This is a genomic window from Marinomonas vaga (assembly GCF_055388305.1).
This window is the reverse complement of sequence record NZ_AP043903.1, coordinates 967,534-988,354: the sequence shown is the minus strand read 5'-3', so window position 1 is coordinate 988,354 and position 20,821 is coordinate 967,534. Positions and strand designations below refer to the sequence as shown.

Below are 20,821 nucleotides of genomic sequence, written 5' to 3'. Positions count from 1 at the left end.
GTTGAGAAAGCTTAGTTAACGTTCAGGCCTACGCGGATGTTGCCACGTGTTGCATTGGAGTAAGGACATACTTCGTGGGCTTTTTCGACCAATGGCAGTAATGTCTCTTTGTCCATGCCTTCTACTGTGACGTCTAGGTCTACATCAATGGCAAAGCCTGCGCCGTTTGGGTTTGGGCCGATGCCTACTTTCGCTGTGATGCTTGGGTCGTTTGGAAATTTGACCTTGGCTTGGGACGCAACCAACTTCAAGGCACCAATGAAACAAGCAGAGTAGCCTGCGGCAAACAATTGCTCTGGGTTAGTGCCTTCGCCGCCTGCACCACCTAGCTCTTTCGGTGTGCTTAGTTGAACGTCGAGCTTGTTGTCGTCTGAGACAGCGCGACCATCGCGGCCACCAGTTGATGTCGCTTGAGCTGTGTATAGGATAGCCATAATTTTGCTCCTTGTTGTTTCGAATGAGTATAGTTATCGCGATAACTATATGATTAAAAATAAAGGCCGTTCTGGCCTCTGGTTGATAATTAAGTTATCGCAATAACTAATTCAGCGCAAGCCTCAGTCAGTTATTTTCATGAATGTTTTTTCTAAGGTTGTCTAGTTTTTCTTTCAAATCAATGAGTTCGTCTATGTCTATAGAGCAGGCTTTCAGAATGCATTGATTCACTTCTCGGCCTTGCTTTTGTAAAGACTTGCCCGCGGGTGTGAGACAAATGCTTAGGGCGCGCTCGTCTTGGGCGTCTCGTACCCGCTGTACTCGACCTTCTGCTTCTAAGCGTTTAATGACGGGGGTCAGTGCACCGGATTTTTGTCCTAGGCGTGCGCCGATCTCTTTTAATTGAAGACCATCTTGCTCCCATAAAATCAGCATTACTAGGTACTGGGGATAGGTCAGCCCAAGAGGTTCTAATAGGGGCTTGTAGGCTTGGGTCATGGCGAGGGACGCGGAATACAAGGTGAAGCAAAGTTGGTTATCCAATGCGAGTGGGTTGTTGGTATCCATGGAAGCCTCGGCTGATGACGTGAGGGCACAGGATACCGTAAAAATACTGACCGCCAAAATATCTCTCATGGTACATTGCGCTCTGTTTACGAGCCTAAACAAGGAGTAGGTGATGAAAACATGGGTTATTTTGTTGGTGGCCATCGTTTCTGAAGTGGTGGCGACGTCGGCTCTAAAGGCGAGCGATGGTTTCACTAAGCTGGTGCCAAGCGTCCTTGTGGTGGTGGGTTATGGTTTGGCCTTTTACCTATTGTCGTTGACGTTAAAGGTGATGCCAGTGGGGATTGCCTATGCTATTTGGGCTGGTTTGGGGATTGTGTTGACGGCTGTGATCGGCTGGTTGTTCTTTCAGCAAAGACTCGATTTCGCGGCGTTTGCGGGCATTGCTTTGATTCTTGCTGGGGTGTTGGTCATTAACGTCTTTTCATCCACAAATGGCCATTGATAGGGAATGTCTGTTGTTGCTGTGGTTTTCACAGTAGGATGTCACACAGTTTTTATCATTTGTTTTAGGAGTTGTCCGTGTCATTTGAAGACCGTTTAGCCAAGGCCCATGCTGAGTTGCAATCCCACAATGTGTGGTTGTCCAACTATAAGCCGCCTATGTTTAGTTTGTTGCGTGCTTTGGGCATCAAGGTGCCACCGCCATATTACTTAGGCTTTCATTTGAATGCTCTGATCGCCTTTTGGTATTTTGCCATTATCATTTTCTTGGTCATGTATTTTGGCTTATTAGGTAACGATGAAACCCTTAAGTCAGCCATGGATAAAGCCGTAGTATGGGGATTTGTTTATGGTTTAGGGATGGGGGTGTTTTACGCGGTACGTCGTAAAAAATTACAGCTAAGTCGTTGGTCTGATTTTGATTAATTAGTGACTCTGTCCTTTCGGAAAGCCCCAAAGTGTTGCACGCACCTTGGGGCTTTTTTGTCGGTTTTGTTTCTCTGAATGACTTAGGCTCATGTTGGTTTAAAGCAAATAGGAGAAATGCAGGGGATGCCCAAAAATATTTTATGAAATATTTTCAAGTTTGAGCCGCTTCCAGTGACGCAAATGATTCAAGAATGGGCGTTATGATGAAAATGAAGCAGGTTGGGGCATGTTAAGCTAAAATTTAGGTGGAGAGATTTCTAACTAATGTGTACAATTTTCGGTCGAAATTCTTATTTTCGTCAGAATTGATTAAAAACCAATCAGTTTTGTCTGTCTCAGGTAAAAAGTAGGTATCCAACTTTGGAAGTAGGACACAGTCACATTAACATGCGCAACAGCTTTGGCGAGCTGCGTCAGCCTCTTCAGACAGTGAAGTGGGCGGCCCGTTTGTACGCCTTCGTGTTTGCTGTTGTGATGGTGAACTTAGTGATCTTTCCATTAGGTGGGGCTTACGATCCTAGTGACTTTTTCCACACGGTTTTTAAAGACCTACCTCTAATATCCCTGTATGCCTTTTTCGGCATTATCAGCCTATTTGTGTTTGTCTACTGGTTGTTTTGTACCTCCAGTGGGCAATTTGTGTGGCCAACACAGCGCCGCACATACGCAAGACCGCCTCGCGAGACGGTCCTACGCCAAGCCCTATACAGTACTGTACTGGCTTGTCGCGCACCCCCAGTTTCAGCTTAAAGAGTTTTGTAGATATATCTCAGCATTCTCACGAGTGTCGGTTTATATCTCGTGCTCCTTGGGCGCGCAAAACTCCTCCGTTGGAAAACTTCCGGCTTAGCCGGCTTGAATCCTGTCATCGTTTCGATGTCAGCCTACGTCAATCTAGGGTTAGAGGATGAATCTCTTGTTAACTCGTAACTTAAGTAAAGTCGCTTTGGCAGCACTAGTTGTATTACTAGCTGGTTGTCAGGGTGGTGTGCTTGACCCGAAAGGACAAATCGGTGTTCAAGAGAAGGAGCTGATTATTACAGCGACTGTCTTGATGCTGCTTGTCGTGGTTCCAGTTATCTTCATGACGCTTTACTTCGCTTGGAAATATCGCGAAGGTCGTGGTGAAGCTTACGAACCAAAATGGTCGCACTCCACAAAAATTGAGACCGTCGTATGGGTGATTCCAATTATCATCATCGTGATTCTTGGTGTTATTACGTACAAATCAACGCACGCGTTGAACCCATACAAACCAATTGAATCTGATGAAGAGCCTGTGACTGTTGAAGTCGTGTCTCTGAACTGGAAGTGGTTGTTCATTTACCCAGATCTTGGTATCGCAACGGTGAACGAGTTAGCGTTCCCAGCGAACGTTCCTGTGAACTTCAAGATCACGTCTGCGGGCACAATGAACTCATTCTTCATCCCTCAGCTGGGCAGTCAGATTTACTCTATGGCTGGCATGGAAACCAAACTTCACTTGATCGCAGATGAGCCAGGTACTTTCAAAGGTATTTCGGCAAACTACTCTGGTCATGGTTTCACTGGTATGCAGTTCGAAGCGATCGCAACGCCTACTCGTGAAGATTTCCAAACATGGGTTGAAAACGTCAAAGCATCAGGTGAAGCGCTAACAACTGAGCGCTACGAAGAGCTGCTTGAGCCTACTGAATACCACCCTGTGGAATACTTCGGTTCGGTGAAAGATGGCTTGTACTTCGACATCATCTGGGAATACATGGGCGACATGGGCCGTATTGATTTCTACGGTAAGCCTGAATACGGTGCAGAACTTCCTGAAGGCGTGATTTTGCCTCAGCGTGAGCGTACTAGCACTTCCCATGAAGCTGAGGAGGCCTCTCACTAATGAATCTTCTAGGTAAATTGTCTTGGGATTCGATCCCTCATGACCCTATTGTCCTAGGCACCCTTGCGGTAGTAGCTATCGGCGGCGCGGCGTTGTTCGTGTTTATGACGCTTGCTAAGAAATGGGGCTGGCTATGGCGTGAATGGTTGACGTCTGTTGACCACAAGCGTTTGGGTATCATGTACATCATCCTAGCATTCGTAATGTTGATCCGTGGTTTTGCGGACGCGATTATGATGCGTACACAGCTTGCTGTGGCAACCAATGGTTCGGAAGGCTACCTGCCACCGCACCATTACGACCAGATCTTTACGGCACACGGTGTCATCATGATCATCTTTATGGCGATGCCATTTATGATCGGTTTGATGAACATTGTGCTTCCTCTACAGATCGGTGCTCGTGACGTTGCTTTCCCGTTCCTTAACAACTTGTCTTTCTGGTTGGCGGTTTCGGGTGCAGTGCTAGTGAACATCTCTCTAGGTCTTGGTGAATTCGCTATGACTGGTTGGGTGGCATACCCTCCGTTGTCGGGGCTTGAATTCAGTCCAGGGGTAGGTGTTGATTACTACATATGGGCGTTGCAGATATCTGGTATCGGTACGACTCTAACAGGTGTTAACTTCTTGGTAACTGTACTTAAGATGCGTGCACCTGGCATGAAGTTGATGGATATGCCGATCTTTACTTGGACCTGTACTTGGGCCAACGTTTTGATCGTTGCATCTTTCCCGATCCTGACTGCTGCCCTAGCCATGTTGACGCTTGACCGTTACTTGGATTTCCACTTCTTCACCAACGACGCTGGCGGGAACTCGATGATGTACATCAACTTGTTCTGGGCTTGGGGTCACCCTGAAGTATATATCCTTGTATTACCAGCGTTTGGTATCTTCTCTGAGATCGTGTCTACGTTCACAGGTAAGCGCCTATTTGGTTACAAGTCGATGGTTTACGCCTCTGGTGCGATTTCCATCCTAGGTTTCATCGTATGGCTGCACCACTTCTTTACCATGGGTGCGAGTGCCAACGTTAACGCCTTCTTCGGTATCATGACGATGATCATCGCGATTCCGACGGGTGTGAAACTGTTCAACTGGTTGTTCACCATGTACAAAGGCCGTGTACGTCTTGAAGTTCCTATGCTTTGGACCCTTGGCTTCATCGTGATCTTCTCGATCGGTGGTATGACTGGTGTACTACTTGCTGTACCAGGTGCAGACTACGTACTGCACAACTCATTGTTCCTAATCGCTCACTTCCATAACACGATTATCGGTGGTGCGGTGTTTGGTTACCTAGCGGGCTTTGCCTTCTGGTTCCCGAAAGCAATGGGCTTCCACCTAGATCCAAAATACGGAAAGATCTCTTTCTGGTGTTGGACAATCGGTTTCCTACTAGCCTTTATGCCATTGTACGTTCTTGGTTTCCTAGGTATGACTCGTCGTCTTAACCACACGGACAACCCTGATTGGAACATCTGGCTATACATCGCTGCTGTAGGTGCCTTTGTTATCGCGATTGGTATCGCTTCTCAGTTCATCCAATTGTTCCTTGGCTTCAAAAACAAAGACAAGAACTTGGACAAAACTGGCGATCCATGGAACGGTCACACTCTTGAGTGGTCTTTGGCGTCTCCTCCACAGTTCTACAACTTTGCGAAAATCCCGCATGTTGATGACATTGATGCCTTCACTGACATGAAAGAGAAAGGTACTGCGTACCAGCGTCATGAAAGCTACGAGCCTATCCACATGCCAAGCAACACAAACGCTGGCCCAATCATGGGTGCGTTGGCAACTGCTATGGGCTTTGCCCTAATCTGGCACATCTGGTGGTTGGCTGGTGCAAGCTTTATTGGTCTGATCGTTGCCTTCATCTGTCGTGCGTACGCTAGTAACACTGATTACTACGTTCAGCCTGATGAAGTGACACGTATCGAAAACGAACATCTTGATAACGTGGCTAAGGGGTAAGCATGAGTACTTCTGCAACTGCGCATCACGATGCGCACCATGACGAGCACCACGATACCGGACGTAACACTACGTTAGGTTTCTGGATTTACCTAATGACGGACTGCATCTTGTTTGCGTCCTTCTTTGCAACCTACGCTGTGTTGTTTATGAACACAGCGGGTGGTGTGTCTGGTAAAGATATTTTTGACCTGAATCTGATTGCGGGCGGTACTGCTGCCCTATTGTTAAGCTCGATTACTTTCGGCTTTGCGATGATCAGTGCGTACAAGCAAAACAAAGGTGGCGTGCTATTTTGGTTAGCCGTGACTTTCTTGTTCGGTGCTACCTTCATCGCGATTGAATTGTACGAGTTCAATCACTTGATTCACGCAGGTCACGGCCCAAGCGCTAGTGCTTTCCTAACTGCCTTCTTCTCGTTAGTAGGTCTTCACGGTTTGCACGTAACGGCGGGTCTATTATGGATCACAGTTTTGTTTATTGATGTGGCTAAGCGTGGTCTGAAAGACCGCACTGTAACTCGCTTAGGTTGCCTAAGCTTGTTCTGGCACTTCCTAGACGTGATCTGGATCTGTGTATTCTCTTTCGTCTACCTAATGGGAGCTATGTAAATGAGTCAACATGATCACGATGCACATTCTCACGGTAGCGTAAGCTCATACGTTATTGGTTTCGTTCTGTCTGTTATTTTGACAGTGATTCCATTTTGGGCAGTAATGACTGGTGCTTTTGATCGCGCCACGCTGTTTGCGGTTATCGTTGTAACAGCTGTGGTTCAGATCGTTGTGCACCTTAAGTACTTCTTGCACCTAAACTTCACTAAAGAAGGCAAGATCGATACTTTCTCATTTATCTTTACTGCACTGATTATCGTAATGGTTGTAGCGTTGTCCGTTTGGATTATCTACGAATCCGTTCTGATGATGATGTACTAGGCGAAGAAACGTATGTTTAAGCGGAAATCCTCGTCGCAACAACCAGAGCAGCATAGTGTGTTCGACCGTTACGTTAAAGTAACCAAGCCGGGCATCATTATGGGCAACTTGATCTCCGTGGCGGGGGGATACTTCCTCGCCGCTCGCGGAGACATTGATTGGCTGATCATGCTAGTGACCATCATTGGATTGTCACTGGTTGTGGCTTCTGGCTGTGCGATCAATAACTGTGTCGACCGCGACATTGACGCTAAGATGCAGCGTACTCGTAACCGCGTAACCGTAACGGGTGAGATGTCTTTAAAGGCCGCTCTCGCCCATGGGTTGGTGTTAGGCGTGGTTGGGTTTGGATTGCTGGCGTATTTCACGAATCCCGTGGCTGTGTTTTTCGCAGCCTTCGGTTACTTCGTGTACGTTGTGCTTTACACCCTATACTTCAAACGCAACTCGGTTTACGGAACTTTGATCGGGAGCTTGTCTGGTGCAGTACCACCAGTGGTGGGTTACTGTGCAGTTACAGGGCAGTTCGATGCAGGTGCGGCGATTTTGTTGGTAATGTTTAGTATTTGGCAGATGCCTCATTCCTATGCCATTGCCATCTTCCGCTACAAGGACTACGCAGCAGCAGGTATCCCTGTGCTACCGGTTGCTGAGGGCATTCAGAAGGCGAAACATCACATTGTGTTATGGATCGCTGCGTTTGGTATCGCAACGGCTATGCTGCCTCTGACAGGTTATGTTGGTGTGGGCTTTATGGCGGTTGCGGCCTCGACCAGCCTTTGGTGGTTGTACATGGCGCTGAAAGGCTACCGTAAAGACATTGATGTGAATCGTTGGGCACGCCAAGTGTTCTTCTTTTCTATCATTACGGTGACTGCGCTGAGTGTAACCATGTCATTAGACTTTCGTGCCGTAGGGCCGGATTATCTAGTGATGCTGGCCCGCTGAGCCTAGTTCGTTGAAGAATTGAAAACGCCCCGTTGGGAAACCAGCGGGGCGTTTTTTATTGGGCGTTATAAAGCCTCTTCGTTAGACTCTAACGAACGTCTCAAAGCAGATAGGGGGCGCTGATAAAAGCTTGTAGCGAATTTGATGGAACGCTTAAAAGATGGAGGGATAGTGGTATTAAGGTTAATCAAGTCCGTCGAGCAGAAGGCTCGTGGAATTTAGAATTAAAGCCTGAGTGATCTGCTAGACGGTTACCTGATTTTGGATTTGCGCAGACGTGTCGAGGAACGAAGACAATACGCAAGCAAATTAAAAGCAGGTAAGTGTCTTCTGAAAAACAAAGCCCACTTCATCGAAGCGGGCTTTGTTGCTTAGGCTTGCCAGTTTTTCTTCTTGCTGGTTTGGCCGATGCCAGCATTAAAGCTGTTGGTGGGGTCGATCTTTTGGTAGAAGGAGCTTAAGCTTTCTTCTGCCTTATACTCGTGTCCCACGTTGTGTTCTGCTGGGTATTTCGCGCCACGGGCATCGAAGGTCGCCAGAATTTGTTTCTTCAGAGCCTTGCCGTCTACCCCTTGTTTTAGGACGTAGTTCTGGTGCATCACGTGACAAAAGAAGTGACCGTAGTACATCTTCACAGCGATTTGCTCATCAATTTCTGGTGGTAGAGTCTCGTACCAATCTCGTTCGTTACGTGGGAAAGCCACGTCTATGGTCATGATGGAGCCGAGGTTTTGCGCCTTATTTTGAATTAAGTGGAAGCGGCTCAATGCGCCACCTGCCACGAAACGATGTAGGATGGCCTGTTCCGCTTCTCGCTCAGTACACTCGAAGAAGCCGCCTTTCTCAGGGTTTTCTTTGAAATATTGAGTAAGGTAGGCGCGCGCTTCGTCGACACCTTGGTTTGCGGTTTCAATGATCCAGTGGTGGTCGTATTGTTTGCGGAAGTCTTCCATGGGTTTCGGCAAATGATTCGGAAAGAAATTGCTCATGAACTGCAAAGCCCGGTCAGAAAACTGCTTCGGAATAAAGCTGAACTTCCCTGAAATACGATCCACAGTACGTTTCACGGCAAATAATTTAGGCATGTACTTAGTGCCCAGTTTATCGATGACTATAAAGGTATCTTTGCCATATTTTTTACTTAGGTCATAGCAGCTCTTGTGCATGTACTCACCCGACACAGGAATATGCTTGAACTGGGATAGCATATGGCGGCGGATGTCTTCCATAACGCTAGGGTCATTGGTGCCCATGTAGAATACTTGCTGCTTTTCAGGAATCGGGAACGTATCCATGCGCACGGCAAATACCGCTAGCTTACCAGCACAACCTGCAGACTCATGAAGACGACGTGGGTCGGCGTTAAAACGTGATGGTGTGTCTGCGTCCACGTCACGGACGCGTTGTTCGTATTCCACGTCTGAGGCCCGTTGTGCGGTATCAAGAATGTCAGACGCTTGGTAGCGCTTGTTTTCTAGGTTGCTTAGGATTTCTTCTGGGGAGTCTCCAAGCTTAATCCCCAAGTGATTGACCAGCTCTAGTTTGCCGTCATGGGTGACTTCTGCGTAGAGAGACATTTCTGTGTAAGCAGGGCCTCGTTGTACCAGAGCGCCGCCAGAGTTATTACAAATGCCACCTACGATGGATGCGCCAATGCAAGAGGAGCCAATCACAGAGTGTGGCTCACGGCCATGAGGTTTTAACTCTTCTTCTAGACCAAATAGCGTACTACCCGGTAAGCCGATGATCTGTTCACCATTTTTAATGATTTGTACTTCATCGATGCGCATGGTGCTAACAATCACCACTGGGCGGTCATAATCGGCGCCACTTGGAGTAGAGCCACCCGTTAAGCCCGTGTTCGCGGCTTGCATGATGACGATGACATCGGCTTCGACACAGGCTTGTAGCACGTGCCAAATTTCTACCAGGCTCCCTGGGCGAACCACAGCATATGCGCTGCCATTGCCAAAACGGAAACCTTTGCAAAATGGGGCTTTTTTATCGTCGTCTGTATAGAGGTATTTAGCACCGACAATGCCTTTGAGGGTGTCGGCGAGAGGAAGAGAAGAAAGTTCAGTATTCATTAATGCCTGTACCAATGAGAGTTAGCCAATAACGCTTCACATAAGCGCTGGGAGGGGCTGCCACAATATTCAAGAACGCACTACTTTATAAGTTTTTCGAGGGTTTAGCTAATCATCGCTCGTTATGGGTGTCCTAAAAAAACCTGATAGACACCGGAAAAGCTTTGACTATTTTATTGTTATTGATAATCATTAACAATAAAGATTTGTGAGTGTCTCTTCTATGATGGCTGTGTTCGGATCATCTTCCCCCAGAATGTTGTTGCAAACCTTTGCCAACAAGCGAGCCTTGGTGCCTATTTTGGTGGCCTTGCTGTGGGGTTACCCTGCTACCCGGAGCCTTGTGTCCGGCGTTTTGTCTGATGCCTTTCTACAAGTATCTGCTTTTGTGGCGGCAACTTTGGCTCTGTACTACGGCATAAGTCATAGCTTTAGTGTTAAAGGCATTCAAAACTGGGTGAGCAGTAAAGCCTATCGAGAAATTCTGTTTGCCAGTGTCATGGGGGTGTTACCAGGTTGTGGTGGTGCCATCGTTGTCATCACCCAATATACCAAAGGACAGATTCGGTTTGGTGCGGTTGTGGCTGTGTTAACCAGTACTATGGGGGATGCTGCGTTTTTGCTGATCAGTCAAAGACCTCAAGATGCAGTCATTGTTTTGTCTGTTTGCATGTTGGTAGGGGTGCTCTCTGGGCTGTTTACAAACCAATTTTTGCCCGCTCCGAAGCTCTCTTTTGGGGAGAGGGAAGGTAAACCTGAGCCCTATCAAACACCGTCCACATACATGTCATCGGTGGATGTATGGATATCTCGAATCAATGTGGCTTTCTGGGGTGTTCTTATTATACCTATGGCCATCATCGCGCTGCTTATTGCCATGCAATATGACATGGACCAAATCCCTTGGTTGTCGGCTGATGGGGTTCACAGCCTAGGGGCTATGGCAGGATTTGTGTGTCTTTTGCTTTGGGCGTTATCTGCAAGAAGTGATCGCTACTCTGAATTAGCACGAGAAAATGATAACGAACTACCAAGGCACTGGATGCGCAAGGTTGCACAAGATACTCAGTTCGTCACCAGTTGGGTAGTGGTTGCTTTTATTGTGTTTGAGATCGCCATGCTGCTGGTAGGAGAGAATGACTTTATGTTCTCAGGCCCATGGCTGAGTGGTTCTATTTTGCTCGCGGCCTTGATTGGCCTACTGCCGGGATGTGGCCCGCAGATATTAGTCACAAGCTTTTATTTGCAAAATACCATTCCCATGTCTGCTTTGATCGCTAACGCGGTCAGTAATGATGGAGATGCTTTATTTCCAGCGATTGCTTTGGCACCTAAAGCCGCGGCTCTGGCCACCCTATACTCTTTTGTACCTGCCTTAATAGCGGGCTATGGCTACTATTGGATAGTAGAGATGCCATAAAAAAATCCCGCAGTACGTTTCCGTACGGCGGGCAATGAGGCAAAAAGCAGGCAATAGGGATGCCTGCTTCAATGGCGTTAAAATTAGCCTTGCTTGGCTGTTTCTAAACCATGTAGAGCAACGCGCTCAGACTCCATTAGATAGCGGTAAAGGATCGCCGCCGTGAAGCCACCAATAAACAATGCGTAATTGGCTAGGGCAGTAAAGACAAAGCTACAGAAGATGGCTACGATGCCTGCGATCACAAGGGCGTAGACGCTCTTCTTGTTTACCCCATTGTCGTACCAATAAATGCCTTGTTCAGATTCTGTGTACAGAGAATCAATGTCGATTTTGCCTTTCTTAATAAAGAAGTAGTCCACAATGATAATGCCGTATAGGGGGCCGATCATGGCGGCCAACACATCGACGGTGTAGTGGATTACTTCTGGGTTATTAAACAGGTTCCAAGGCATCAGCAGAACTGAGCCGAACGCGGCAATAAAGCCACCGGCTTTAAAGCTGATTTTCTGTGGCGATACGTTAGAAAAGTCGAACGCAGGAGCGACGAAGTTTGCCACGATGTTGATGCCCACAGTGGCAAAGATAAAGGTCATTGCGCCAAGTACGGTAATCAATCCTGAGTCTAGGCGGCGAACTGTTTCTACAGGGTCAGTAATCATACCGCCAAATACTGGAATAGATGCAGATACGATCACTACGCTGAAGATGGAGAACAAGATAAAGTTAAAAGGTAGTCCAAGTAGGTTACCGAACTTCAATTGTTTGTAGCTGCCACAGTAGCGTGAGAAGTCACTAAAGTTAAGGGTTGGCCCTGCGAAGTAGCCAGCCACCAAGGCAATGGCAATGATCATCTGCATGATGGCATCCATACCAGATAAGCTCGCATCACCTAGGGTGAAGCTGATGTTTTCCCAACCCGCTAGATTCACCATGTACACACATAAGGCAAACATGGCCACATAAATAGCAGGGCCAGACCAATCAATGACCTTACGAATCATGTCCATGCCGAACATAAAGACAATGCCTTGTAGGATCCACATGGCAGTGAATCCAATCCAGCCAAGGTAAGACAGACCTAAGAAACTGTCGTCTGCCAAGGTGCTCATGCCTGGGAAGAAATACAGCAACAAGATAATAAAGGAGCTGGAGGCCAAGAAAGTCTGTATACCATACCAAACCACCGCAATCAGGCCGCGGATAACCGCTGGAATGTTGGCGCCGAAGACCCCGAAGGACATACGTGCGATAACTGGGAATGGTGCGCCGGCTTTTTGTCCGGGTTTGCCCATTAAGTTAGCAAACAGTAGGACAATGGAGATGCCCGCGAGCAAACTGATAAATACCTGAATGCCATTTAATCCAAGAGCGAACAGACTGGCTGCAAACACATAGCCGCCGACACTGTGCACATCTGACATCCAAAAAGCAAAGATAGAATACCATCCCCACTTTTGTTCTGTATCAGGCTTGAGATCCTCGTTGCTGAGCCGAGGGCTTACTGGGAGTTTCTGGGTCATGCGAGAGTTCCTTCGTTGGTTTGCTTATTGTATACAATGTCGAATACAACTTTTGTGCCAATTTTCAGGGAACCTATATTTGCTACTCTGACAATGTTTTTTCTCTTAGGTAGAGAAATCAGTGCACACATTTGCGACAAAATAATCCTTTTTGCTCTTTATCTGTGCGTATTTTGGGTTTTTGGTGTGTCTTGTGGAGCTGATATGATTTTTAAAAAGTCTTTATGTATGCGATCTATTTCTAGTATTGTATACAATATATTGAGTCAGTCGGTGTTGGTGCTTAGATCATCCTGATGACTTTTATGTGCAACAAGTCAGCTTATAAAGGACGCGGATATCCCATGCTTATCCAACTTATCAACCCTAACACCAGCGCAACCATGACCGATGCCATGGCGACCAGCGCCCATCAGGCCGCATTACCGACCACTCAGATCCTCGCCAGTACCCCATTGCATGGCCCACAAAGTATCGAATGCGCTTTAGATGAAGCCATTGCCTCTGCGGCTTTGCTGGATCTTATTCAAGCTGGGAAGGAGCAAGGAGTAGATGCTCACATCATTGCATGTTTTGGTGATCCGGCCTTGGAAGCGGCAAGGGAGTTGGCCGATGCGCCTGTCATTGGCATCGCGGAAGCCGCCTTTCAATTGGCCAGTATTGTGGCGTTTAAGTTTGGTGTGGTGACCACCTTGTCACGCACCTTGCCTGCCAGCGAGCATCTTTTATATAAGTATGGCTACGAAAGGCATTGCAGTGGCGTTCGTGCCACGGACATTCCAGTACTTGCATTAGAGCATCTTGAGCCGCAGGCATACGCTTTGCTTAAGAGAGAGTGCGAACAAGCGATGACAGAGGATGGCGCAGAAGCGATTGTTTTAGGATGCGCTGGTATGTCGTCTCTAGTCGCTCGTTTGCAAAGCGAACTGCCAGTGCCCATTATTGATGGGGTCAGTGCAGCGGTTAAGTGGGCAGAAGCCATTCACCAGCTCGGAATTAAAACCTCTAAAGTCGGGCATTTCGGCGCCCCCGTACAAAAGTCTTATGTCGGTAGATATGAGCATTGGACCCGTTAACAGGAAATTAATATGAAACATTACTTAGAACGAGATTACGCAGGTTACGGCCGCCACAATACACCGAAAGTGGTGTGGCCAAACAACGCACGCATTGCCCTGCAATTTGTTCTGAACTTCGAAGAAGGTGGCGAAAACTGTGTGTTACACGGTGACGAACATGCGGAAACCTTCCTGTCGGAGATCTTTGGCGCCCAGCCTTTTAAAGATCGCCATATGAGTATGGAGTCCTTGTATGAATACGGCTCCCGCACGGGTGTGTGGCGCATTTTAAACGAGTTTGAGAAGCGTGGTTTGCCTCTGTCTATCTTTGCTGTGGCCACCGCTTTGCAGCGCAATCCTGACGTGGCAAAAGCCTTTGTAGAGGGTGGTCATGAGTTGGTTTGCCACGGTTTGAAGTGGATTCACTACCAAGAAATGTCTATTGAAGAAGAGCGCGCGCACATGCAAGAAGCCCTCAAGATCATTCAAGACGTGACCGGTGTGATGCCCATGGGATGGTACACAGGGCGTGATTCCCCTAATACCCGTGCCTTGGTCGCCGAGCAATCCCAGTTAAAATACGACTCGGACAACTACGGGGATGACCTACCTTACTGGGTGTCTGTACCGCATCACCAAGATTCTGAACAGACTAAGCCTCACCTGATCATTCCTTACACCCTAGATTGTAATGATATGCGCTTTGCTTCCCCTTATGGATTCAGCCATGGGGATGAATTCTTCCAGTACCTGAAGGACAATTTCGACTGTCTGTACGCTGAAGGCGAAACCGCTCCCAAAATGATGTCTATTGGTATGCACTGTCGTACTTTGGGCAAACCGTCCCGCTTTATGGCGCTAAAAAAATTCCTCGATTATGTGCAATCCCATGAGGATGTTTGGATCACGCGACGCAGCGATATTGCGGAACACTGGATGACGAATCATCCGCCAGAAGCTCAGGGTTAATGGGCTTGTGAGTTCAGAGTAAGCATAAAAGGACGCCCAGTGCGTCTTTTTTATGCTTGGCACCTGTGTACTAAGTCAGTATTGTCATCATTAAATTCTTAACGCTTGAGGTTAGTAATGCCGTCTCCAGATTGGGTCTGGGAGTTTACCCGAGGCTATTTGGCGTTCTTTTATACGTTCGTTGCGCTGTTCTATACGGTGCGCATTGTGACCTTGCAGCGTTCCACTCAACAAAACCGCGTCTTCCATGGCAAGCGAGGCTCCCTAAATTGGTGGCACCATAAGATTTTTGGCGTCTTTCGGGTGCTCATTTGGATGGTATGTGTGTGGCGCCTGTTCTTCCCGTCCATAGACTCGGCATTAGGCATTTTGCCCCTCCATGCTTATCCTTGGTTGATCATCGCCGGCAACCTGTTGCTCACCTTAGGCTTTGCTTGGGCGATTTTCGGGCATTTTTCATTGGGAAGTGCTTGGACCTCTGGCGTGGATCAACAGGGCAAAATGACGCTGGTGACCGCGGGGGTCTATGGTCTGTCTCGAAATCCCATCTATCTTGGGGTACTGACTGCGCAATTAGGCTTTATGCTGGCGCTGCCTTCGGCTTTTTCAATAGTGTGTTTTGTGGTGGGGGTCATGACCATAGTGCGCCAAACCCAAGTGGAAGAAGCGCACCTGTCACAAGTCTTTAGGGACCACTATACCCTTTACTGCTCCCGAGTAAGGCGCTGGCTGTAGTGCCAGTGACTGGAGGCTGGTGAATCGGGCGGCATGGCAGCTGCGTTTCTTGGTATCGCCACCATGACGACCAAGTTGGTTGTGGATGGAGAATGAAGGCTTCCATGGTTTCTAATCCTGCTGTTACCACCCATCCCGCCTGTGATGAATGAACACGTTCTGCGGGGAAGTCTACGCTGTTGACTTCGCGGGCTTGCATCAGTCGTTCGGATATTTCTTCAGAATACACTTGTATCACTATGTCCTCAGCGCCGTGCTCCACCCCAATGGTGCGGCCATTAAAGCCTCCTGCCAGAAAGCGCACGGGGGAAACCTCGCATAGGTCGCCTTGAGCATTGTGTGTAAGATAACGGCCTTCCCCTTTTATGCCCTTTAACAATGTTAGGGTGCCGACGATTAGGTCCGAAATCTGGACCACACCGAATGCCCCTTCCGGGATAAACAGAGGACGTTCCACGGCCTTGGCATTGGGTAGACATACAAACAGGGATAAAAGAATCACAAGCTGACGCATCATAATGGTTGCTCCTGTAATGGCTCTGGCTGGCTTGGAAACGCAAGCAAAATGAGTAGGAACAACAACCCCACACCGGGCACTAATAACAGCAAAAACCACCAAAGAGACAAACCGGTATCCCGCAATCGCCGACAACTGATCGAGAGTATTGGCAACAAGGTCACTAGGCTATAACACAGGTCGATCCAGCCGAGGTTATCCAGAGAGACTTCAAATACTGCAATGGCGCATGTGATGAGCAAGTTGATGAGCATGAACCACCAAAACCCTGCACGCTGTGTGCGTCCGGAGAAGTCTGTGGCATGCTTAAAGGCTAATAAGTAGTCGTTCATTTTAGGCTCCTTCAATTGAGTAAATCAGGTACTAATTTGGTTGAAGAAGCCCCCAAGTGCGTCCTAAATCCGGATTTAGGACGTTTGAAAAGGCGTTTTAGGACATACTGGTCAACCTATTCATGGAGTGAGATGAGCTAATGGTGTCGATCCCTTTGCCGTTTGTCGTGTCCCTGTTGTTATTAGTCTTAGCAGGGGCTGTGTTTAGTCAAAAAGGTACTGAGCAGAAATCGGCTGCGTGTTTCTTAATCATGTGTGCTTTGACCACTGGGGTGGTGGGGTTACGGTGGCTATTAGATTGGTCCATCTTGCGTATGCTACAGCCCGTGTTGGCGAGCTTGATTCCAGTGTTGGCTTGGTATGTCTTTGCTAAAGCCCATCAATCAAAGGGCATTGCCTGGTGGCATGGGCTCATGCCCAGTATTTTGATTGTCAGTTCAATTACCTATCCTTGGTGGCATCCCCCCATAGATCTTATGTTGACCCTTATGTACCTAGCTTATGGGATTGGTCTTTGGTACTTGGCATTGCATCAAGTGGCTTGGTCGGAAAACATTGCGGTGTCGGATTTACCTGCGGCGAGTTTAGTGATGCGTGTGGCGGGCAGTATGTTGTTGTTTTCAGCGATGATTGATGGGGCTCTGTCGGTGGATTTTATGTTTTGGGATGGGAGTCATGCCCAAAACATATTGGCATTGGGGCACGGAATCCTATTGCCTATGTTGTCCTTAGCGGTGATTTGGATCAGTGCCCACACACAACCCAGCGCCCTTGACGTGAATGTGCTAGATGGTGAGAAGGCCAGCTCCGCTTCCTCAGACGGCTTGCAGAGCAACAGCCCTAGCTTGTCGGAAATGCAGGCAACGATGGAGCAGGTGTCGTCAGTATTAGTTAGCCAAACCTTGTTTCTCGACCCTAACTTAACCTTGGCTAAAGTGGCGCGTAAATCTGGAGTGCCGAGTCGATTGATCTCTCAAGGGGTTAATCAGGTCTTGCAAATGAATGTCTCCCAATGGATAAACTGCTATCGCATTGAACACGCCCAGGCCCTACTTGAGCAAACCGATTTGCCCGTCACGCAGATCTATTTGGATTCAGGATTTCAAACTAAGTCAAACTTCCATCGGGAGTTTTCTCGGCAAGTGGGGTGTACGCCATCGGCTTATCGAAAACAGCAGAGTCTTTAGAGGTGGGGATTGGCAACCCCATGTGAAGTAGGTGAGGGCAAATAGAGTACGTTTGCTCGCCTCAGAAACGAAAAAAGGCAGCCTAAGCTGCCTGTTTTTGCTTTAATCCGTTAAAGCTATCTGTCCTTGAAGTGCGATTCCATCGCCGTCAATCCGTAACATGCCATCTTGGCCTAACGTTCGAATCCTTCGAACTGTTATCCTGTGAGAATCCGTCTCTGAATGTTCCTCACTCAATTCCAGCTATCCCGCAAAGCTTCATGCTTTGCTGCACATCTATGTGCCACTCAATCCTTGAGGTCCCTTTGGATAATGAGAATGTAAGTCATCCCAATAGCCTTTGCAACTTTGGTAAAAACTCCAGAAAATAAGGTTTTCTACTTATAAATCAATATGTTGCATGATTTCTTTACTGATTTTCTAACTATCTAGTATGTAATAGAGAAAACTCCTACGCCGATGTCAGATTTCCCCTACAAGATACTTCCGATTTACTGCCGTTATCGCTCAAATTGATGGAGACGATGACGAAATATCCGAGGCAGTCTTAGTGTTCATAGGCGCTTTTGATCGACAAAATGAGGGGAATGAGATGCTTTGGGATAGGCAATGGCGATCATCAACGGCCGCAATGGGTGTTTTTTTCTCCTGATCTGACAAAAATGTTCACCTCTGCCAATAGGAAAATTGCACTGGTTTTGAGCAGGAGTAGGTGTATGCGCGCTTTTTTGGATCAAAAATGCTGGATTCTATCGTAGTAAGTTTGCTGCTTTACGCGGTTTTGATAGGCCATTGGGGTGGCTTTTACGAGCTTTTTAAACTCTCTTAAAAAGTGAGATTGATCACTAAAGCCAAGATCAAATGCCATGTCAGAAAACACCACTTGGTCATGGTGATTAATGTGATAAACAGCGGACTGGCAACGAATAATTCGGCCAAATGCTTTCGGCGACATCCCCATATCGGCCCTGAATTGGCGTTGAATGGTGCGAGTGGTGTAGCCCGTTTCTTGTGCCATAGCGTCGATGCGAACATTGCCCTGTTGCTCAAAAATATTGGCGACCACATAACGGGTTAAAGGTGACATGACTCGGTTGGCTTTGCCTTCAAAAAACTGCTGGAAAGAAGCCACTTGTGAGGCGAAGCTTTTTTCACTGATGATGGCTTCAAATAGTTGATTTGCATGGGGAACTACATCCACAAAATCAAAATGATGCTCGATTAACTCCTCCGCTGACACCTTCAAACAATCGGGAATCACCCCTGATGCGAAACGGACTCCGAAATACTGATGTTGGCGCTTTAATTCGATGTCGATGGCGGACATAGGCGTGCCAAACACCCCTGCGGTTGGGCAGGTGGCATCACAATCAAACAGCATGTCTACGCAGCCGTCGGGAATCGCGAAGCTTTCCTCCACATTGTCCCCAGCTTTGAAACTGTAGAAATGGGAAATCGCCGGGTTATTTGAACCAGCAATATAGAATTTCTCAGCGGCACTGAGTACCAGCCAAGGTTGTTTTGAGCGAATCCTTTCTAACCGACTAATGACTGCTTGATGTGGCATAGCAAGACCTAAAACGAAAAGAGTTAGATCTCTTGTTTTGCAAGCAAGATGCCACATTTTGGCGACTGTTAAAGACTTTTTTCCATGTCGCAAAAGTTCAATACAGAGTGTTTTTCTCCCTCTAGCATCGAAAAGACAGTAACAACCAACACGAATTTTTTTGAAGGTGAAACGATGTCTGAGAGCACAAAGATTGATTTTATTTACCTGTCTGAGCCAGACATGATCAAAGCTGGGGTAACGGACATGCCTGGGTGTGTCGATGCCATGGAAGAGATGTTTGCCTTGCTCTATCACGGTGATTATCGCATGGCGGGTCCTAACAGTGATTCCCATGGCGCCATGATTACCTTCCCAGAAGAATCCCCGTTTCCAATGATGCCAAAGCCCACAGCTGACCGTCGTTTGATGGCGATGCCAGCTTACCTTGGTGGCGATTTTCAAACCTGTGGTGTGAAGTGGTACGGCTCTAACATTGCCAACCGCGAGAAAGGCCTGCCTCGTTCGATCTTGATGATGATTCTGAATGACATCGAGACTGGTGCACCTTTGGCTTACATGTCCGCCAACTTGTTATCAGCTTACCGTACTGGCGCTGTACCAGGTGTGGGGGCACGCCATCTAGCACGTAAAGACTCTAAAGTGATTGGTCTGTTGGGGCCAGGTGTTATGGGGCGCACTTCCGTCGCGGCATTTGTGGCCGTTTGCCCCCAGATCGATACGATCAAGGTGAAAGGTCGCGGGCAAAAGAGCCTTGATGATTTCATCACTTGGGTCAGCGTGAACTACCCACAAATCACCTCCATTCAAGTGGTCGATACGTTAGAAGAAGTGGTTCGTGATTCGGACATTGTGACCTACTGCAACTCTGGTGAAACCGGGGATCCATCCAAGTACCCATTGGTTAAGCGCGAGTGGGTGAAGCCGGGTGCCTTCCTGTCTATGCCGGGCTACTGCCAATTGGATGCAGATATGGAGCGCGATGATGTACGTAAGGTGCTGGATAACACAGGACTTTACCAAGCTTGGTATGAAGAAGTGCCTAAGCCTGCTCACCATCACATTCCGCTACCGGGTGTGCGCTTTATGGACATGATCGAAGAAGGTCAGATCACCCTAGATGACCTTGAAGACCTAGGCAAGATCGTTGCCGGTGACAGCGCTGGTCGTCAAAGCGAAGACGAAATCATCATTTTGTCAGTGGGTGGCATGCCAGTGGAAGACGTTGCTTGGGCTACCAAGATTTACCGCAACGCCATTGAAAAAGGCATAGGTGTACCTCTGAACCTTTGGGACACCCCCGCACTGCGTTAATCCCATTTATCTGTTTGTTTGGCCCATGTCCGTTTCGTTGGGCTGGGGTCGTTAAGTTATTTAGTTAGGTGCGTTATGACACAAATCGTAAAAGTAAAAACAGGTTCTAAATTCGAAGAAATCGCGAGCTACTCCCGAGTCGTGGCAGTGGAAGATTGGGTGTTTGTTTCGAATACCGCTGGCCGTAATCCAGAAACTCAGATCATTCCCGAGGATGTGTTGGAACAAACCGAGCAGGTGTTTGCCAACATTGAGCGAGCGCTAGAGAGCGTCGATGCGTCATTAAATGATGTAGTGATGTCCCGCGTGTTTATCCAAAACCCAGAAGACACGAACGCAGTGATGGCCTTTATCGGAGAAAAGTTCCGTGGTGTTGATCCTGCGACTACTGTGACCTGCCCACCGTTAGGTTCCACGGTTTACAAGGTTGAGCTAGAAGTCACTGCATACCGTGGTGCTGGCAAGGCTAATGTTAAAAAGATCGTTCTAAATCAATAATTCATTCAGC

The 20,821-nt window shown here is 47.7% G+C and carries 22 protein-coding genes; 15 read left to right on the top strand and 7 right to left on the bottom strand.

Annotation, left to right across the window (positions count from 1 at the left end; translation table 11 throughout):
• Positions 1 to 11: 11 nt before the first annotated feature.
• Entirely contained in the window at positions 12 to 434 is a 423-nt protein-coding gene (locus ACZ5DR_RS04645) for an organic hydroperoxide resistance protein (protein ID WP_377366294.1), read from the bottom strand.
• A gap of 127 nt (positions 435 to 561) precedes the next feature.
• The gene (locus tag ACZ5DR_RS04640; RefSeq protein WP_464543869.1) at positions 562 to 1,071 is read right to left on the bottom strand and encodes a MarR family winged helix-turn-helix transcriptional regulator; all 510 of its coding nucleotides are present in this window, start codon (positions 1,069 to 1,071) and stop codon (positions 562 to 564) included.
• Positions 1,072 to 1,114: 43 nt separating this feature from the next.
• Between ACZ5DR_RS04640 and ACZ5DR_RS04635 the strand changes: the two genes are divergently transcribed.
• The 8 genes from ACZ5DR_RS04635 (at position 1,115) to cyoE (ending at position 7,604) form a co-directional block, all read left to right on the top strand.
• Positions 1,115 to 1,447 (top strand): DMT family transporter, encoded by a 333-nt coding sequence (locus tag ACZ5DR_RS04635; protein WP_377366295.1) that lies wholly within the window; start codon positions 1,115 to 1,117, stop codon positions 1,445 to 1,447.
• Positions 1,448 to 1,524: 77 nt separating this feature from the next.
• The gene (locus ACZ5DR_RS04630; RefSeq protein ID WP_377366296.1) at positions 1,525 to 1,872 is read left to right on the top strand and encodes a DUF6404 family protein; all 348 of its coding nucleotides are present in this window, start codon (positions 1,525 to 1,527) and stop codon (positions 1,870 to 1,872) included.
• Positions 1,873 to 2,262: 390 nt separating this feature from the next.
• A complete protein-coding gene (locus ACZ5DR_RS04625; protein ID WP_464543868.1) occupies positions 2,263 to 2,625 on the top strand; it encodes a hypothetical protein in 363 nt (120 codons plus the stop codon).
• A 157-nt stretch (positions 2,626 to 2,782) separates the two neighbouring features.
• On the top strand, positions 2,783 to 3,745 hold the full coding sequence (cyoA, locus tag ACZ5DR_RS04620; protein ID WP_377366298.1) for a ubiquinol oxidase subunit II: 963 nt from the start codon (positions 2,783 to 2,785) through the stop codon (positions 3,743 to 3,745).
• Positions 3,745 to 5,721: a cytochrome o ubiquinol oxidase subunit I gene (cyoB, locus tag ACZ5DR_RS04615; protein ID WP_377366299.1), complete on the top strand. Its 1,977-nt coding sequence runs from the start codon at positions 3,745 to 3,747 to the stop codon at positions 5,719 to 5,721. Before cyoA ends, cyoB begins: the two co-directional genes overlap by 1 nt.
• 2 nt (positions 5,722 to 5,723) lie before the next feature.
• Complete coding sequence (gene cyoC / locus ACZ5DR_RS04610) at positions 5,724 to 6,332, top strand: cytochrome o ubiquinol oxidase subunit III (protein WP_377366300.1); 609 nt, start codon at positions 5,724 to 5,726, stop codon at positions 6,330 to 6,332.
• Positions 6,333 to 6,656: a cytochrome o ubiquinol oxidase subunit IV gene (gene cyoD / locus ACZ5DR_RS04605; protein WP_377366301.1), complete on the top strand. Its 324-nt coding sequence runs from the start codon at positions 6,333 to 6,335 to the stop codon at positions 6,654 to 6,656.
• Positions 6,657 to 6,668: 12 nt separating this feature from the next.
• A complete protein-coding gene (gene cyoE, locus ACZ5DR_RS04600) occupies positions 6,669 to 7,604 on the top strand; it encodes a heme o synthase (protein ID WP_377366302.1) in 936 nt (311 codons plus the stop codon).
• 371 nt (positions 7,605 to 7,975) lie between these two features.
• Here cyoE and dld read toward each other — a convergent pair whose 3' ends face one another.
• Positions 7,976 to 9,691, bottom strand: a complete 1,716-nt coding sequence (gene dld, locus ACZ5DR_RS04595; protein WP_377366303.1) for a D-lactate dehydrogenase — start codon at positions 9,689 to 9,691, stop codon at positions 7,976 to 7,978.
• A gap of 223 nt (positions 9,692 to 9,914) precedes the next feature.
• On the opposite strand from dld, the gene ACZ5DR_RS04590 reads away from it, so the two are divergent.
• Positions 9,915 to 11,111 carry a putative manganese transporter gene (locus ACZ5DR_RS04590; protein WP_377366304.1) on the top strand — a complete coding sequence of 399 codons (1,197 nt, stop codon included), beginning with the start codon at positions 9,915 to 9,917 and terminating at the stop codon, positions 11,109 to 11,111.
• 83 nt (positions 11,112 to 11,194) lie between these two features.
• Here ACZ5DR_RS04590 and ACZ5DR_RS04585 read toward each other — a convergent pair whose 3' ends face one another.
• A complete protein-coding gene (locus ACZ5DR_RS04585) occupies positions 11,195 to 12,634 on the bottom strand; it encodes an NCS1 family nucleobase:cation symporter-1 (RefSeq protein WP_377366305.1) in 1,440 nt (479 codons plus the stop codon).
• A gap of 344 nt (positions 12,635 to 12,978) precedes the next feature.
• Between ACZ5DR_RS04585 and ACZ5DR_RS04580 the strand changes: the two genes are divergently transcribed.
• From ACZ5DR_RS04580 to ACZ5DR_RS04570, 3 genes are all read left to right on the top strand, one after another.
• The gene (locus tag ACZ5DR_RS04580) at positions 12,979 to 13,710 is read left to right on the top strand and encodes an aspartate/glutamate racemase family protein (protein ID WP_377366306.1); all 732 of its coding nucleotides are present in this window, start codon (positions 12,979 to 12,981) and stop codon (positions 13,708 to 13,710) included.
• Positions 13,711 to 13,722: 12 nt separating this feature from the next.
• Positions 13,723 to 14,661 (top strand): allantoinase PuuE, encoded by a 939-nt coding sequence (gene puuE / locus ACZ5DR_RS04575; RefSeq protein WP_377366307.1) that lies wholly within the window; start codon positions 13,723 to 13,725, stop codon positions 14,659 to 14,661.
• Positions 14,662 to 14,778: 117 nt separating this feature from the next.
• The gene (locus ACZ5DR_RS04570) at positions 14,779 to 15,396 is read left to right on the top strand and encodes a methyltransferase family protein (RefSeq protein ID WP_377366308.1); all 618 of its coding nucleotides are present in this window, start codon (positions 14,779 to 14,781) and stop codon (positions 15,394 to 15,396) included.
• Here ACZ5DR_RS04570 and ACZ5DR_RS04565 read toward each other — a convergent pair.
• Complete coding sequence (locus ACZ5DR_RS04565) at positions 15,347 to 15,913, bottom strand: hypothetical protein (protein WP_377366309.1); 567 nt, start codon at positions 15,911 to 15,913, stop codon at positions 15,347 to 15,349. The genes ACZ5DR_RS04570 and ACZ5DR_RS04565 overlap by 50 nt on opposite strands.
• Complete coding sequence (locus ACZ5DR_RS04560) at positions 15,910 to 16,245, bottom strand: DUF805 domain-containing protein (protein WP_377366310.1); 336 nt, start codon at positions 16,243 to 16,245, stop codon at positions 15,910 to 15,912. The genes ACZ5DR_RS04565 and ACZ5DR_RS04560 overlap by 4 nt, the downstream gene beginning before the upstream one ends.
• A gap of 140 nt (positions 16,246 to 16,385) precedes the next feature.
• Between ACZ5DR_RS04560 and ACZ5DR_RS04555 the strand changes: the two genes are divergently transcribed.
• Positions 16,386 to 17,432: a helix-turn-helix domain-containing protein gene (locus ACZ5DR_RS04555; protein WP_377366311.1), complete on the top strand. Its 1,047-nt coding sequence runs from the start codon at positions 16,386 to 16,388 to the stop codon at positions 17,430 to 17,432.
• A gap of 733 nt (positions 17,433 to 18,165) precedes the next feature.
• Here the strand turns inward: ACZ5DR_RS04555 and ACZ5DR_RS04550 are convergent.
• Positions 18,166 to 18,999: a helix-turn-helix domain-containing protein gene (locus ACZ5DR_RS04550; protein WP_377366312.1), complete on the bottom strand. Its 834-nt coding sequence runs from the start codon at positions 18,997 to 18,999 to the stop codon at positions 18,166 to 18,168.
• A gap of 174 nt (positions 19,000 to 19,173) precedes the next feature.
• Between ACZ5DR_RS04550 and ACZ5DR_RS04545 the strand changes: the two genes are divergently transcribed.
• Positions 19,174 to 20,313, top strand: a complete 1,140-nt coding sequence (locus tag ACZ5DR_RS04545; protein WP_377366313.1) for a tyramine oxidase subunit B — start codon at positions 19,174 to 19,176, stop codon at positions 20,311 to 20,313.
• Between the two features lie 75 nt (positions 20,314 to 20,388).
• The gene (locus ACZ5DR_RS04540; protein WP_377366314.1) at positions 20,389 to 20,811 is read left to right on the top strand and encodes a RidA family protein; all 423 of its coding nucleotides are present in this window, start codon (positions 20,389 to 20,391) and stop codon (positions 20,809 to 20,811) included.
• The last annotated feature ends 10 nt before the right edge of the window (positions 20,812 to 20,821 follow it).